This window comes from Streptomyces filipinensis (assembly GCF_014649495.1).
In the GTDB taxonomy this organism is placed as follows: Bacteria; Actinomycetota; Actinomycetes; order Streptomycetales; family Streptomycetaceae; genus Streptomyces; species Streptomyces filipinensis.
This window is the reverse complement of record NZ_BMTD01000002.1, coordinates 123167-136903: the sequence shown is the minus strand read 5'-3', so window position 1 is coordinate 136903 and position 13737 is coordinate 123167. Positions and strand designations below refer to the sequence as shown.

12 protein-coding genes and 2 tRNA genes are annotated in these 13737 nt (G+C 71.6%); 8 read left to right on the top strand and 6 right to left on the bottom strand.

What is annotated here, in order from left to right; genetic code table 11:
- Positions 1-23 precede the first annotated feature (23 nt).
- The 3 genes from IE244_RS05675 to IE244_RS05665 all read left to right on the top strand — a co-directional run bounded on the left by IE244_RS05675 (position 24) and on the right by IE244_RS05665 (position 2286).
- Positions 24-97 (top strand) — tRNA-Met (locus tag IE244_RS05675).
- Between the two features lie 204 nt (positions 98-301).
- Positions 302-2113, top strand: a complete 1812-nt coding sequence (locus IE244_RS05670; protein ID WP_191871534.1) for a tetratricopeptide repeat protein — start codon at positions 302-304, stop codon at positions 2111-2113.
- A gap of 99 nt (positions 2114-2212) precedes the next feature.
- A tRNA-Met gene (locus IE244_RS05665) sits at positions 2213-2286 on the top strand.
- Between the two features lie 124 nt (positions 2287-2410).
- Here IE244_RS05665 and IE244_RS05660 read toward each other — a convergent pair.
- Entirely contained in the window at positions 2411-2827 is a 417-nt protein-coding gene (locus IE244_RS05660; RefSeq protein ID WP_191871533.1) for a Fur family transcriptional regulator, read from the bottom strand.
- Between the two features lie 156 nt (positions 2828-2983).
- Here IE244_RS05660 and IE244_RS05655 point away from each other — a divergent pair, with 156 nt between their 5' ends.
- On the top strand, positions 2984-4435 hold the full coding sequence (locus IE244_RS05655; RefSeq protein ID WP_229853967.1) for a catalase: 1452 nt from the start codon (positions 2984-2986) through the stop codon (positions 4433-4435).
- Between the two features lie 121 nt (positions 4436-4556).
- Here the strand turns inward: IE244_RS05655 and IE244_RS05650 are convergent, their stop codons facing one another.
- Together IE244_RS05650 and hisN are read right to left on the bottom strand one after the other, a co-directional pair.
- Positions 4557-4952 (bottom strand): CBS domain-containing protein, encoded by a 396-nt coding sequence (locus IE244_RS05650; protein WP_191871531.1) that lies wholly within the window; start codon positions 4950-4952, stop codon positions 4557-4559.
- Positions 4953-5100: 148 nt separating this feature from the next.
- Positions 5101-5901, bottom strand: a complete 801-nt coding sequence (hisN, locus tag IE244_RS05645) for a histidinol-phosphatase (protein ID WP_031163400.1) — start codon at positions 5899-5901, stop codon at positions 5101-5103.
- 193 nt (positions 5902-6094) lie between these two features.
- Here hisN and IE244_RS05640 point away from each other — a divergent pair, with 193 nt between their 5' ends.
- Entirely contained in the window at positions 6095-6700 is a 606-nt protein-coding gene (locus IE244_RS05640) for a TetR/AcrR family transcriptional regulator (protein ID WP_191871530.1), read from the top strand.
- Positions 6701-6766: 66 nt separating this feature from the next.
- Here IE244_RS05640 and IE244_RS05635 read toward each other — a convergent pair whose 3' ends face one another.
- Entirely contained in the window at positions 6767-8455 is a 1689-nt protein-coding gene (locus IE244_RS05635; protein ID WP_191871529.1) for an ABC transporter family substrate-binding protein, read from the bottom strand.
- A gap of 121 nt (positions 8456-8576) precedes the next feature.
- Between IE244_RS05635 and IE244_RS05630 the strand changes: the two genes are divergently transcribed.
- The 3 genes from IE244_RS05630 to IE244_RS05620 are packed head-to-tail and all read left to right on the top strand — an operon-like array spanning position 8577 to position 12285.
- A complete protein-coding gene (locus IE244_RS05630; RefSeq protein ID WP_373305710.1) occupies positions 8577-9605 on the top strand; it encodes an ABC transporter permease in 1029 nt (342 codons plus the stop codon).
- The gene (locus IE244_RS05625; RefSeq protein WP_191871528.1) at positions 9602-10495 is read left to right on the top strand and encodes an ABC transporter permease; all 894 of its coding nucleotides are present in this window, start codon (positions 9602-9604) and stop codon (positions 10493-10495) included. The genes IE244_RS05630 and IE244_RS05625 overlap by 4 nt, the downstream gene beginning before the upstream one ends.
- Complete coding sequence (locus IE244_RS05620; protein WP_191871527.1) at positions 10492-12285, top strand: dipeptide ABC transporter ATP-binding protein; 1794 nt, start codon at positions 10492-10494, stop codon at positions 12283-12285. The genes IE244_RS05625 and IE244_RS05620 overlap by 4 nt, the downstream gene beginning before the upstream one ends.
- Positions 12286-12317: 32 nt before the next feature.
- Here the strand turns inward: IE244_RS05620 and IE244_RS05615 are convergent, their stop codons facing one another.
- Together IE244_RS05615 and rsgA are read right to left on the bottom strand one after the other, a co-directional pair.
- Entirely contained in the window at positions 12318-12641 is a 324-nt protein-coding gene (locus tag IE244_RS05615) for a DMT family transporter (RefSeq protein WP_191871526.1), read from the bottom strand.
- Between the two features lie 84 nt (positions 12642-12725).
- Positions 12726-13736 (bottom strand): ribosome small subunit-dependent GTPase A, encoded by a 1011-nt coding sequence (gene rsgA, locus IE244_RS05610; RefSeq protein WP_191871525.1) that lies wholly within the window; start codon positions 13734-13736, stop codon positions 12726-12728.
- Position 13737: the final 1 nt, after the last annotated feature.

Sequence of the window (13737 nt, the reverse complement as noted above, 5' to 3'; positions counted from 1 at the left end):
GTGGTACGGTTACCGGGCAACGGCGCGGGGTGGAGCAGCTCGGTAGCTCGCTGGGCTCATAACCCAGAGGTCGCAGGTTCAAATCCTGTCCCCGCTACTGCAGGCGAAGGCCCGGATCCCAAGGGATCCGGGCCTTCGTGGTGTGCGAACTCATGTGCTGAGGGGAGGGACGGCCGCGCCGCCGTGGGGAGTTGAGCGGTGTGTGTTTGACTTGTCTCCCTGTGGGCATGTCGACAAAACGCTGAAGTGACCTCACGGGCTGCGGTATACCGGGTGTACCCAGGTTGCAGGTGGTGCGACGATGGACGTTATGGGGGACAAGGCAACTCTGTTCGAGTCAGGGCGATTTGTGCAGTCTTCCGGTGAAGAGCCGTCCCGCGACGAGTTGAGCGACATGGGGGACGCCGCGGAAGAAGTACGCCTCGGGCTGGCCGCGCAGAGCGGTGACGCCGAGGCGGCGAGCGTCCTCGGAGCCATGCTGCTGCGCCGTGGCGACCTCGACGGAGCCGAACCCCACCTGCGGGCCGCCACCGCGGCCGGCGACCGGGCCGCCGCCAACAACCTGGGCGTCCTGCTGCATCAGCGCGGCTACCCCGACGAGGCCGCCGGCTGGTGGCGTGTCGCCGCCGTCGCCGGATCCGCCGCGGCCGCCCACGCGCTGGGCCGCCATCACCGTGAGCGCGGGGACGAGCCCGCCGCCGAGTACTGGCTGCGCCAGTCCGCCGAGCAGGGCCATGCCCTCGGCGCCTACGCGCTCGCCGACCTGCTGGAGCACCGCGGGGACGTCGGCGCCGAACACTGGATGCGGGCCGCGGCCGAGCGCGGGCACCGGGAGGCCGCCTACCGGCTCGCCCGCGTACTCGACCACGGGGCCGGGCGCGGGGAGGAGGAGGGCGCTGACAACGCTGTCGCGGAGGCCGAGCAGTGGTACCGGCAGGCCGCCGCGCGCGGCCACCGCCGCGCCGCGCTGCACCTCGGCGCGATCCTGGAGAAGCGCGGCGAACTGAAGGAGGCCGGGCGCTGGTACCTGACCTCCGCCAAGGACGGCGAGCCCCGGGCCGCCTGCGCGCTGGGCTTCCTGCTGCGCGACGCCGGGGACACCGAGAGCGCGGCCGTGTGGTGGCTGCGCGCCGCCCAGGACGGCGACGGCAACGCGGCCAACGCGCTCGGTGCGCTGCACGCCGAGCGGGGCGAGACCCAGACCGCCGAGCGCTGGTACCGGGCGGCACTGGACGCCGGTGACGACAACGGCGCCTACAACCTCGGGCTCCTGTGCGCCGAGCAGGGACGCACCGCCCAGGCCGAGCAGTGGTACCGGCGGGCCGCCTACGCCGGGCACCGGGAGGCCGCCAACGCGCTCGCCATCCTGCTGCTCCAGGGCGGTGACACCACCGGTGCCGAGCCGTGGTTCTCCAAGGCCGCCGAGGCCGGGAGCGTGGACGCCGCGTTCAACCTCGGGATCCTCTACGCCGGGCGCGGGGCGGACACGATGGCGCTGCGCTGGTACGAGCGGGCCGCCGCCGCCGGGCACACCGAGGCGGCGCTCCAGGTCGGCATCGCCCGGCTGCGCGAGGGCGACGAGCAGGAGGCCGAGCGGCACCTGCGGTGTGCGGCGGGCGCGGGCAGCGCGGAGGCGGCGTACCGGCTGGCCACGCTGCTCGACGCGCGCCGGCCGCCGGAGCCGGCGCATGAGCTGGGCGAGATCGTGCACGAGAAGACCGAGTGCGAGGAGTGGTACGAGCGGGCGGCGACCCAGGGGCACCGGCGGGCCCAGGTGCGGGTCGGCATGCTCGCGGCGGCACGGGGGGACGTGGTCGAGGCGGCCCGGTGGTACCGGGCGGCGGCGGAGGCCGGGTCACGCAACGGTGCCTTCAACCTGGGGCTGCTGCTGGCCCGGGAGGGAAGCGAGCCGGAGGCGGCGGTGTGGTGGACGCGGGCGGCGGACGCGGGGCACGGCCGGGCGGCGCTGCGGCTGGCTCTGGTCTACGCGCGTCGGGGCGAGCTGGCGGAGGGGCAGAAGTGGGCGGACCGTGCGGTCGCGCTGGGGCCGGCGGAGGTCTCGGAGCGGGCGGGGCGGCTGAGAGACGCCCTGCGTGAGGAACTGTCCGCTTGATCGGCACCCGCCACGGGCTGCGCGGAAGCGACCCCGGCCACCATGCCCCCCATGGATTTGCTTCCGTCTGCTTCTTACGCGTAATGTCGTGTTCACCGACGCGGGGTGGAGCAGCTCGGTAGCTCGCTGGGCTCATAACCCAGAGGTCGCAGGTTCAAATCCTGTCCCCGCTACTGAAGGCCGAGGGCCGGAATCCAGAAATGGGTTCCGGCCCTCGGTCGTTCGTGCCACGGGAAAAGGCACAGGAACACGAAGAAGCCCCGGCGGATGCCGGGGCTTTCCGGGAAAAATGGCGCGTTACGCCTTCACGCACTCCGGGCACAGCCCGCGGTACGTCACCTCGACGTCCGAGACGGTGAAGCCGAAGCGCTCCGTGTCGGGCAGGTCGGCGAGCGGGTTGCCCGTGGGGTGGACGTCGCGGATCGCGCCGCACAGGGCGCAGACCAGGTGATGGTGCGGCCGGTGCGCGTTCGGGTCGTAGCGCTTGGCGCGCTTGTCCGTCGTGACTTCCAGTACCTCGCCGAGGGAGACCAGCTCACCCAGCGTGTTGTAGACCGTGGCCCGGGAGATCTCGGGCAGCTTCGCGACAGCACGCGCATGGACCTCGTCGGCCGTCAGGTGCACATGATCGCCGTCGAGGACCTCGGCCACGACGCGCCGCTGCGCGGTCATCCGCCATCCGCGTCCACGCAGCCGTTCCAGAAGGTCGCTCATGGCCACCAGCCTAACAGGAAGACGTACCAGCTCGGGAATAGGTGTGACTTTGGAACATTGTTTGACTTAGATCTAATCCAATGTAGGATCCAGAACGACTTTGGCCACAGGACAGGGCTGGGACAGGACTAGTCAGCCATGACGCAGGAGGCGCACGTGACGCAGGGACCGCTCACCACGGAGGCCGGTGCTCCGGTCGCCGACAACCAGAACAGCGAGACGGCGGGCGTCGGCGGGCCGGTCCTGGTCCAGGACCAGCTGCTTCTGGAGAAGCTGGCCCACTTCAACCGGGAGCGCATCCCCGAGCGGGTCGTGCATGCGCGCGGCGCGGGCGCGTACGGCACCTTCACGGTGACCGCCGACGTCACGCCGTACACCCGAGCCGCCTTCCTCTCCGAGATCGGCAAGGAGACCGAGGTCTTCCTGCGCTTCTCGACGGTGGCCGGCAACCTGGGTGCGGCGGACGCCGTCCGTGACCCGCGCGGATTCGCGCTGAAGTTCTACACCGAAGAGGGCAACTACGACCTCGTCGGCAACAACACCCCGGTGTTCTTCATCCGGGACGCGATCAAGTTCCCGGACTTCATCCACACCCAGAAGCGCGACCCCTACACGGGCAGCACCGAGGCCGACAACGTCTGGGACTTCTGGTCGCTGTCGCCGGAGTCCACGCACCAGGTGACCTGGCTGTTCGGCGACCGTGGCATCCCGGCCTCGTACCGGCACATGGACGGCTTCGGCTCGCACACCTTCCAGTGGAACAACGCGGCCGGTGAGGCCTTCTGGGTCAAGTACCACTTCAAGACCGACCAGGGGATCAGGAACCTCACGGCGGAAGAGGCCGAGGTGCTCGCGGGCAAGGACCCCGACTCGCACCAGCGCGACCTGCGCGAGGCGATCGAGCGGGGCGAGTTCCCCAGCTGGACCGTGGGTGTGCAGATCATGCCGGCGGCCGACGCGGCGACGTACCGCTTCAACCCGTTCGACCTGACCAAGGTGTGGCCGCACGCGGACTACCCGGTCATCGAGATCGGCAGGCTGGAGCTGAACCGCAACCCGCGGAACGTCTTCGCCGAGGTCGAGCAGTCGGTCTTCAGCCCCGCCCACTTCGTGCCCGGCATCGGTCCCTCGCCGGACAAGATGCTCCAGGGCCGCCTGTTCGCCTACGGCGACGCGCACCGCTACCGCGTCGGCATCAACGCCGACCACCTGCCGGTGAACCGCCCGCACGCCACCGAGGCGCGTACCCACTCCCGTGACGGCTTCCTGTACGACGGCCGGCACGGCGGGGCGAAGAACTACGAGCCGAACAGCTTCGGCGGGCCGCAGCAGACCGGGCGCGCCCTGTGGCAGCCCACCTCTGTCGACGGCTCCACCGGCGGCCACCCGACGCCGGTGCACGCCGAGGACGACGACTTCGTGCAGGCGGGCGCCCTCTACCGGCTGATGTCGGAGCAGGAGAAGGAGCGGCTGGTCGCGAACCTGGCGGGCTTCATCGCCAAGGTCTCGCGCGAGGACATCGCCGAGCGCGCGATCGGCAACTTCCGCAACGCCGACGCCGACTTCGGCAAGCGGCTGGACGCGGCGGTGCAGGCGCTGCGCGGCTGAGCCGGCGGCACGTCCCGTGCTGCTGGGCGGGCCGGATCCCACGGTGCTCGGGGTCCGGCCCGTTCCGCGTGCTCGCAGCGCGCTCGGCGCGTGCTGCTGTGCGTACGTGTGCGGAACGTGCTCAGAGCGCCGCCGCGGGTTCGCGGGCCGGGGCCCAGCAGCGGATGATGTCGCGGACCGAGACGATGCCGGCGACCTCGCCGCGGTCGAGGACGACCAGGTGCCGGAAGCCGCCGTGCGCCATGGTGCGGGCGGCCTGCTCCAGGGTCCAGGTCGGGGCGGCGAAGACGACGTCGGTGGTGGTGTGGGCGTGGGCGCGTTCCGTGTCCGGGTTCTGGCCGAGGCCGACGGAGTTGAGGATGTCGCGTTCGGTGAGGATGCCGATGCCGCCGGCGTCCGGGTCGAGGACGACGGCGGCGCCGACGCGGCGGGCGGACATCAGGGCGGCTGCCTGGCGGAGCGTGTGGGCGGGGCCGACGGTGAGGATCACCGTGCTCATGGCGTCTCGGACGAGCATGGAAGGGGCCACCTCCTAGGAATCCCTGCGGTTGTGTAGGGATTCACAAATTCACAAGTGGGGGTGGCTTCAGAGTGCCAGGTAAAGGACGGGTCAACAAGAGGGCGCGCGACGCCAGTTGGGGGCGTGTGCGGGTTCCTCCTGGGTCTCACTGGCGCCGGTTGAGATACCCCAGCAACTCGTGGTGCAGCAGCCCGTTGGACGCGGCCGCGTTCCCGCTGTGCGGGCCCGGGCGGCCGTCGAGGCCGGAGAAGGAGCCGCCCGCCTCGGTGACGATGATCGCGTTGGCGGCCATGTCCCACAGCGACAGCTCGGGCTCCGCGCAGATGTCCACGGACCCCTCGGCGACCATCATGTAGGGCCAGAAGTCGCCGTACGCGCGCGTGCGCCACACCTCCCGGGTCAGGTCCAGGAAGCCCTCCAGGTGGCCCCGCTCCTCCCAGCCGGAGAGGGAGGAGTAGGCGAAGGACGCGTCCGCGAGCGTGCCGACCCGGGAGACGTGGATGCGGCTGGCGGAGGTCAGGCTGCGGCCGGTGAAGGCGCCATGGCCCTTCGCGGCCCACCAGCGGCGGTTCAGCGCGGGGGCGGAGACGACGCCCACGACCGGCTGGTAGCCCTCCTCGCCTGCCTCCATCAGGGAGATGAGCGTCGCCCAGACGGGGACGCCGCGGACGTAGTTCTTGGTGCCGTCGATCGGGTCGATCACCCAGCGGCGGGGGCCGGTGCCCTCGATGCCGTACTCCTCGCCGAGGATCGCGTCCCGCGGGCGGGCGCGCTGGAGCTGGCCGCGGATGAGTTCTTCCGCCGCCTTGTCCGCCTCGCTCACCGGGGTCATGTCCGGCTTCGTCTCCACCTTGAGGTCGAGGGCCTTGAAGCGGTCCATGGTGGCGGCGTCGGCGGCGTCCGCGAGGACGTGGGCGAGGCGCAGGTCGTCGAGGTAGTCCGGCATGCAAGGCACGGTATCTGCCGCAGCCGGTAGGGGGCCAGCAGGGCCGGGAGGTGTCGGGGTGGCTGGTGCCGCGGCCGGGTGCCCGGCGGTGCCGTGTCCGGACCGGCCGCGAACGAACCCCCGTGAACCCTTGACAGTGCATACAAGCGCGTCAAACCTGGGCGCAGAGCCGCTCCGTGCCAGGGAGGCGACGATGCCTGCTGCCCGGGAGTCCCTACTGGACGCCGCCTGTACGGCCCTCGCGCGCCGGCCGTGGTCCATGGTCCGGATGGTCGAGGTGGCCGCGGCGGCCGGAGTGTCCCGGCAGACCCTCTACAACGAGTTCGGCAGCAAGGACGGGCTGGCCCGCGCCCTGGTACGGCGGGAGGCCGACGGCTATCTGGCCGGGGTGGAGCGGGCCCTCGCCGGCCCGGGGGAGCCGGGCGAGCGGCTCATCGCGGTGGTCGAGTGGACGAGCGCCGCCGCGCGGGAGAACGCCCTGGTACGGGCCATGCTCACCGGCTGCTGGAGCGAGCGGCTGCCCGCCCCTCCGCTCGCCGCCGTGCCGTCCACCTCCTCGGTGCCGGCGCAGCGCCGCGCGGACGGGCCGCTGCCGACGCCCCGTGACTTCGTCCGCATCGTGCGGGACCGCGCGGTCAGCGCTCTGGCGGGGCCCGCCGCCACCCCCGCCGACACCGCCGGGCTGCTCCGCCCCTGCGAACTCGTCGTGCGCCTCGCCCTGTCCTGCGTCGCCGCGCCACCGGGCGAGAACGGCCTGGCCGAGCTGGTCCGAGCGGTCGCCCCGCACCCGGCGGTGTGAGCGAGCGGGGGCGCGCCGGGCCGCCCCGTCGTGCGATCGCTGCCCCCCCGGCGCCCGCACCCCGCCCTACTTCTTCAGCCACCCCACCTTCGTGTAGTCGATGTCCGCCAGGCCCTCCGCGCCGTAGTTCGCGAGGCCGGAGCGGACGGCGAGGATCTCCGGGCGCTGGTAGAGCTCGATGGAGTGGCCGAGGCGCCAGAGCTCGGCGTCGGCCTGGTTGTAGAGTCCGGCCGCCGTCGCCTGGTCGGTGGCCTCGCCCGCCTTCCTCAGCAGCGCGTCGACCTTCGGGGAGCCGACCGAGCCGAAGTTCTGGAAGAGGTTGCCGTTCCTGGGCCGGACGAAGCCCGGTGTGAGCGTGCTGGTGTAGACGGCGTCGACGTTGCGGAAGCTCGTCAGGTCGAAGTTGCCCTTGTTGACGAACTGGTTGAAGTAGTCGTTGGCCGGCACCTTCTTGAGCTCGACCTTGATCCCGACCTGTGCCAGCTGCTGCTGCACCAGCTCGGCCTGGTCGACCTGGGCGCTGGTGCTGCCGGCGCTGAGGACGTAGTCGAGGCTGAGCCGGCTGCCGCCCCTGGTGCGCGGGGCGTCCGTGCCGTCGCCCTTCCAGCCTGCCGCGTCGAGCAGCTTCCTCGCCGCTTCGAGGTCGTGGTCGGCGTACCCGCCGGTGGTGTCCTTGTAGCCCTTCTGGTTGGGCATGAAGAAGTGGTTGTCGAGCGGCTTCAGCTCGAAGGAGAGGTCCTTGGCGAAGGCCTCGTCGATGCCCTTGCGGTCGACGGCGTGCTGGATCGCCTGCCGTACCCGCGGGTCCTTCAGCGGCCCGCGGCCGCCGTTGAGCGAGATGTGCACCTCGTCCCAGCGCGCGCCCCGCCGGATGTCCGTGCCCGGGGTCTTCGCCAGTCGCTTGTAGTCCTCCGGCAGCAGCGCGGTGGCGTAGTCGATCTCCCTGTTGAGGTAGGCGTCCGTGCGCGCGGTGAAGTCCAGGACGCGATAGGTGATCGAGTCCAGTTTCGGCTTCCGGCCCCACCACCGGGAGTCGGGTACGAGCGTGATCGTCTGGGCCGTCCTGTCGTACCGGCCGACCCTGAAGGCGTTCGCGCTGACCGGCACCTTCTCGGACCAGCCCTTGTTGAACGCGGCGGGGGTGCCGTAGTGCGCCGCCGGGTACAGCGGGTCGAACAGCCGCTGCCAGTCCGCGTACGGCGCCTTGAAGGTCACCTTGACCGTGTGGGCGCCGGCGCCCTGCCCGACCTCGGCGATCTGGTCGTAGCCGGAGGTGTCGGCGGCCTCGTACGCCTTGTCCGCGCCGTTCAGCGCCCGCCACTGGGTGCGGAAGTCGTGCCAGCTCAGCGGCTTGCCGTCGGACCACGTGGCCTTCGGGTTGAGGGTGTACTCGACGGTCTGCGGGCTGCTGGAGGTCACCTTCGCCGAGACCAGGAAGTCCGGGTTGATGTGGTGCGCGCCCCTGGCGTCCGAGTCGAACAGGTCGGGCAGCACGGTCCGGGCGATGTCCTGCGCGTCACCCTGGGCACCGTCGACCGTGTTGACGTTGTACTGGGTGATCCACTGGGTGATCGCCGTCTTCAGCGTGCCGCCCTGCCGGATGTCGGCGAGCGGGTGCGCGTTGATGTCCTGGCCGTCGACCGCGGGCGCCGCCTTCTTCGGCGCGCTGTCCTGGCCCGAGGAGCCGCAGCCGGTCACCAGGAGCGCCGTGGCGGCGGTGGCGGCGATCCATGCTGCGGCGGGGGTTGGACGCATGTCGGTGTCCTTCGCGGAGTCGAGGTCGGGAGCGGGCCGGTGAGGACGGCCGGATGCGCCGAACCTAGAACGCCGCGGGCAGGCCGGGGGAGGGCTCCCGAGTTACTGACATGTTCTCTTCATGATGCTGCAACAAGAGGACTGGACCATTTCGTGTGTGCCCTTCTACCTGGTCAAACGCCTCGGCTACCACGCCGTCCTGCTGCTGGCCGCCGTCTGCCTGTCGTATCTGCTGGCCTCGCTCGCGCTCGATCCCCGCGCCTACTACGAGGGCAGGCAGCCTCCGCTGTCACCGAGCGCCGTCGACCACCACCTCACCGCGCTCGGCGTCAACGACCACCAGCCGCTGCGGGACCGCTTCCTGCACTGGGCCGACCGCGCCTTCCTGCACGGCGACCTCGGCGAGACCATCGACGGCACCCCGGTCGACGCCGAGTTCGGCCGCCGGATCGGGGTCAGTCTGCGGCTGCTGCTCGCGGGCACCGTCCTCGGTACGGTGGCCGGCGTCCTCCTCGGCGCCTGGACGGCCGTACGGCAGTACCGTCCCAGCGACCGCGCGGTCACCCTCGCCTCCTTCGCGCTGCTGTCGACACCGGTGTTCCTGCTCGCCGTTCTGCTGAAGACCGGCGCGATCTGGTTCAACCAGGCCACGGGCACCGATCTGATCCAGTTCACCGGCGAGCGGAGCCCGGGGGCCGACGGCGGCTTGTGGACGGCCCTGAAGGACCGGTCCGTGCACCTGCTGCTGCCCACCCTCTCCGTCGCCCTGTTCAGCGTGGCGAGCTACAGCCGCTACCAGCGCAGCACCATGCTCGACGTCCTCGGCTCCGACTATCTGCGCACCGCCCGCGCCAAGGGACTCGGCCGCCGGGCCGTCCTGCTGCGGCACGGGCTGCGCACCGCCCTCATCCCCATGTCGACGTACTTCTCCTACGGCTTCCTCGCCCTGTTCACCGGCGCCACCTTCACCGAGACGATCTTCGGCTGGCACGGCATGGGCGAGTGGTTCGTGAACTCCATCGGCAAGAACGACGTGAACTCCGTCGTCGCCGTGAACGTCTTCGCCGCCGTCACCGTGCTGCTCTCCGGCTTCCTCGCCGACCTGCTGCACGCCGCCCTCGACCCGCGCATCCGACGGGCGGCCTCATGACCACGGACACCCGCACCCCCGAGACCGTCGCCGCGCCGAGCGGCCGCTCCACGCTCGTCCTGCGCCGGTTCGCGCGCAACAGGTCCGCGCTCGCCGGAGCCGTCGTCCTGGTCCTGCTCTTCGTGCTCGCGTTCGCCGGGCCGTATCTCACTCCCTGGTCCTACAGCCACGTCGACTACGGCGCGCTGCGCTCCGCACCGAGCGCCGAGCACTGGTGGGGCACCAACCGGATCGGGCAGGACGTCTTCGCCCAGACCGTGCGCGGACTGCAGAAGTCGCTGGTCATCGGGCTGCTGGTGGCCGTGCTGGCCACCGGGCTCGCCTCGCTGGTGGGCGCCTGCGCCGGATACTTCGGCGGCTGGACCGACCGGCTGGCGATGTTCTTCGTCGACCTTCTCCTGGTCTTCCCGTCGTTCCTGGTCATCGCGATCGTCTCGCCCCGGCTGCGCTCCGCCGGCTGGATCGCGTTCGTCGGGCTGCTCACCGTGTTCGCCTGGATGATCACCGCTCGGGTCGTACGCTCCATGACCCTGTCCCTGAAAGAGCGTGAATTCGTGCGCGCCGCCCGCTACATGGGCGTCGGGCCCTTCCGGATCATCTGGCGGCATGTGCTGCCGAACGTGGCCTCCTTCCTGATCATCGACGCGACGATCCAGGTCGGCGGTGCGGTGATGAGCGAGACCGCGCTGTCCTACTTCGGCTTCGGCGTGCAGCCGCCCGATGTGTCCCTGGGCACGCTGATCGCCTCGGGCACCGGCGCCGCCGTCACCTACCCGTGGATGTTCTTCTTCGCCGCGGGACTGCTCGTCGTGTTCGTGCTCGCCGTCAACCTGGTCGGCGACGGACTGCGGGACGCCCTGGACCCGACCGCGAAGGGGGCGGCCCGGTGAACCCGCTGCTCGAAGTGACCGGCCTGGACGTCGACTTCGACGGCCGTGCGGCCGTACGGGACGTGTGCCTCACCCTGGAGCGCGGCGAGGTGCTCGGGCTGGTCGGCGAGTCCGGCTCGGGCAAGTCCGCCACCGCCCTCGCCATCCTCGGACTGCTGCCCGGAAACGCCGCCGTGCGCGGTTCCGTACGGCTCGACGGCAGCGAACTCGTCGGTGCGGGCGAGCGGGAGCTGACCCGGATCCGGGGCAGCCGGGTCGCCATGGTCTTCCAGGACCCGCTGTCGGCGTTCACGCCCGTGTACCGCATCGGCGACCAGATCGCCGAGGCCGTCCGCGCCCACCGGGACGTCCCGCGCGAGCAGGCCCGCTCCCGCGCGGTCGAGCTGCTCGACCTCGTCGGCATCCCCGAGCCCGCCCTGCGCGCACGGGCCTTCCCGCACGAGTTCTCCGGCGGCATGCGCCAGCGCGCCATGATCGCCATGGCGATGGCGGCCGAACCCGACCTGATCCTCGCCGACGAACCCACCACCGCCCTGGACGTCACGATCCAGGCCCAGATCCTCGACGTGCTGCGTGCCGCCCAGCGGGCGACCGGTGCGGCCGTCCTGCTGGTCAGCCACGATCTCGGCGTCATCGCCGGGCTGGCCGACCGGGTCGCCGTCATGCGGGAGGGCCGGGTCGTCGAACAGGGCACGGCGACGGAGGTCTTCGACCGCCCGCGCGCGCCCTACACCCGTCAGCTCCTCGCCGCCGTCCCCCGCATCGACACCCCGCGCCGGCCCCGGCCGGCCACCGGCGAACCGGTGTTGACGGTACGAGGCCTCACCCGCACGTTCCCCGTCCACACCGGTACCGTGGTGCGCCGCCGCAGCGGCACCGTGTACGCCGTCGACGGCGTGGACCTCGACGTCCGGCGCGGCGAGACCCTCGCGCTGGTCGGCGAATCCGGGTCCGGCAAGTCGACCACCCTCTTCGAACTGCTCGAACTCACCGCGCCCGAAGGGGGGTCGGTGGAGCTGTTCGGGCAGCGGCTCGGCACGCTCGGCAGGGCGGAGGCCAGGGCACTGCGCCGGCGGATCCAGATCGTCTTCCAGGACCCGATGGCCTCCCTCGACCCCCGGATGCCCGTCGGTGACATCATCGCCGAGCCGCTGCGCGCCCAGGGCGCCGACCGGGCCGTCATCGCGCGCCGGGTGCCCGCACTCCTCGCCCAGGTCGGCCTCGAACCCGCCCACGCCGACCGCTTCCCGCACGAGTTCTCCGGCGGGCAGCGCCAGCGCGTCGGTATCGCCCGCGCCCTGTCCGTCGAACCCGAACTGCTGGTCCTGGACGAACCCCTGTCCGCCCTGGACGTCTCCGTACAGGCCGAGGTGCTCGAACTGCTGCGACGGCTGAAGGAGGAGCTGGGCCTGGCGTATCTCCTCGTCTCCCACGACCTCGCCGTCGTGCGGAACATCGCCGACCGGGTGAGCGTCGTCTATCTGGGTCGCACGGTCGAGGCGGGGCCGGTCGACGAGGTCTTCGCCCGGCCCCGGCACCCGTACACCCAGGCGCTGTTGTCGGCCGTACCCGTGCCGGACCCCACGCGGGAGCGGCACCGCACGCGGATCCTCCTGCCCGGCGATCCGCCGAGTCCGACCCGCCGCTACGACGGCTGCCGGTTCCGGGCGCGGTGCCCGCTGCAGGCGGATCTGACGGTGGACGAGCGCAAGCGGTGCGCGCACGAGGTGCCGGAGTTCGAGGGCGACGGTGCGGCGTGCCACTTCGCGAGGGCCCGGGAGGTGCTGTAGGGGGCGTCGGAAGCGCCCGAAGGGCTGGGGGCCTAGTGCGCCGAGCCCGACAGCTGCAGGCCGATCACCCCGATGATGACCAGGCTGATCGAGACGATCTTCAGGGTGGAGACGAGGTCGCCCAGGAACACCATGCCGTAGATCGCGGTGCCGGCCGCGCCGATGCCGGTCCACACCGCGTACGCGGGGCCGACGTCCAGCTTCCTCAGGGACAGGGTCAGCAGCCCGAAGCTGCCGAGGGCGAAGGAGGCGAAGGCGACCGTCGGCCAGAGCCGGGTGAACCCGTGCGAGAGCTTCAGACACACGGCGAAACCGGTCTCCAGAATCCCGGCCACTATGACCAGCAGCCACGCCATGTGCGGTCCTCCCGTTGATCCGGATCTCCGGCTCGGTGCGATTATGCACTTACCGGCCGCTCACCCGGCCAAACAACGCGGTGGTCAGTCGCCTTCCCTGCGCTCCCGGGTGGCCAGCAGCCGGCGCAGGGAGAACAGCCGCGCCGGATCCGCGTGGCCCTCCTCGACCCACGCGTCCAGCGCGCAGTCCTGCTCGTCGTGACTGCACGCGCGTGGGCAGCCCTCCGTGCCGGGTTCGAGGTCCGGGAAGGCGTGGATCACCCGGGACGGGTCGATGTGCGCGAGACCGAAGGACCGGACGCCGGGGGTGTCGACGACCCAGCCGTCCTCGCCGGCCAGGGGCAGGGCCAGGGCCGAGGTCGTGGTGTGCCGGCCGCGGCCCGTCACCGCGTTCACATGGCCCGTCGTACGCCGTCGCTCCTTGGGGACCAGCGCGTTGACCAGCGTCGTCTTGCCGACGCCCGAGTGGCCCACGAACGCGGTCACCCTCCCGTCCAGATACTCCCGCACCCGGTCCGCCGCGTCCCCGTTCTCCAGCTCGTCGCGGCTGGTGACGACGTAGGGGATGTCGAGCGCGCCGTACAGCTCCAGCAGCTTGTCCGGCGGGGCCAGGTCCGACTTGGTCATCACCAGCAGCGGCTCCAGACCGCCGTCGAAGGCGGCGACCAGACAGCGGTCGATCAGGCGGGGGCGGGGCTCCGGGTCGGCCAGGGCGGTGACGATCGCCAGCTGGTCCGCGTTCGCCACGACCACCCGCTCGTACGGGTCGTCGTCGTCGGCCGTGCGCCGCAGCACCGACGTGCGCTCCTCGATCCGGACGATCCGGGCGAGCGTGTCCTTCTTGCCGGACAGGTCGCCGACCAGGGCCACCCGGTCCCCGACCACCGCCGCCTTGCGGCCCAGCTCACGGGCCTTCATGGCGATCACGGCCCGGTCGTCGACCAGACAGGTCAGCCGGCCGCGGTCGACCGTGAGGACCAGGCCCTCCGCCGCGTCCTCGTGCTTGGGCCGGATGTTGGTCCGCGGCCGGTTGCCCTTGCGGTTGGGGCGGCTGCGGATGTCGTCCTCGTCGGTGTGCTTGCCGTAGCGGCGCATG

What these genes read in the sequence shown, in the direction of transcription:
- IE244_RS05650 (WP_191871531.1), bottom strand. Translation starts at nt 4,952, where the DNA reads ATGCTCGTCCGAGACGCCATGAGCACGGTGATCCTCACCGTCGGCCCC.
- hisN (WP_031163400.1), bottom strand. Translation starts at nt 5,901, where the DNA reads ATGCCGGACTACCTCGACGACCTGCGCCTCGCCCACGTCCTCGCGGAC.
- IE244_RS05630 (WP_373305710.1), top strand. Translation starts at nt 8,577, where the DNA reads ATGATGCTGCAACAAGAGGACTGGACCATTTCGTGTGTGCCCTTCTAC.
- rsgA (WP_191871525.1), bottom strand. Translation starts at nt 13,736, where the DNA reads ATGCGCCGCTACGGCAAGCACACCGACGAGGACGACATCCGCAGCCGC.
- IE244_RS05615 (WP_191871526.1), bottom strand. Translation starts at nt 12,641, where the DNA reads ATGGCGTGGCTGCTGGTCATAGTGGCCGGGATTCTGGAGACCGGTTTC.
- IE244_RS05640 (WP_191871530.1), top strand. Translation starts at nt 6,095, where the DNA reads ATGCCTGCTGCCCGGGAGTCCCTACTGGACGCCGCCTGTACGGCCCTC.
- IE244_RS05635 (WP_191871529.1), bottom strand. Translation starts at nt 8,455, where the DNA reads ATGCGTCCAACCCCCGCCGCAGCATGGATCGCCGCCACCGCCGCCACG.
- IE244_RS05670 (WP_191871534.1), top strand. Translation starts at nt 302, where the DNA reads ATGGACGTTATGGGGGACAAGGCAACTCTGTTCGAGTCAGGGCGATTT.
- IE244_RS05660 (WP_191871533.1), bottom strand. Translation starts at nt 2,827, where the DNA reads ATGAGCGACCTTCTGGAACGGCTGCGTGGACGCGGATGGCGGATGACC.
- IE244_RS05625 (WP_191871528.1), top strand. Translation starts at nt 9,602, where the DNA reads ATGACCACGGACACCCGCACCCCCGAGACCGTCGCCGCGCCGAGCGGC.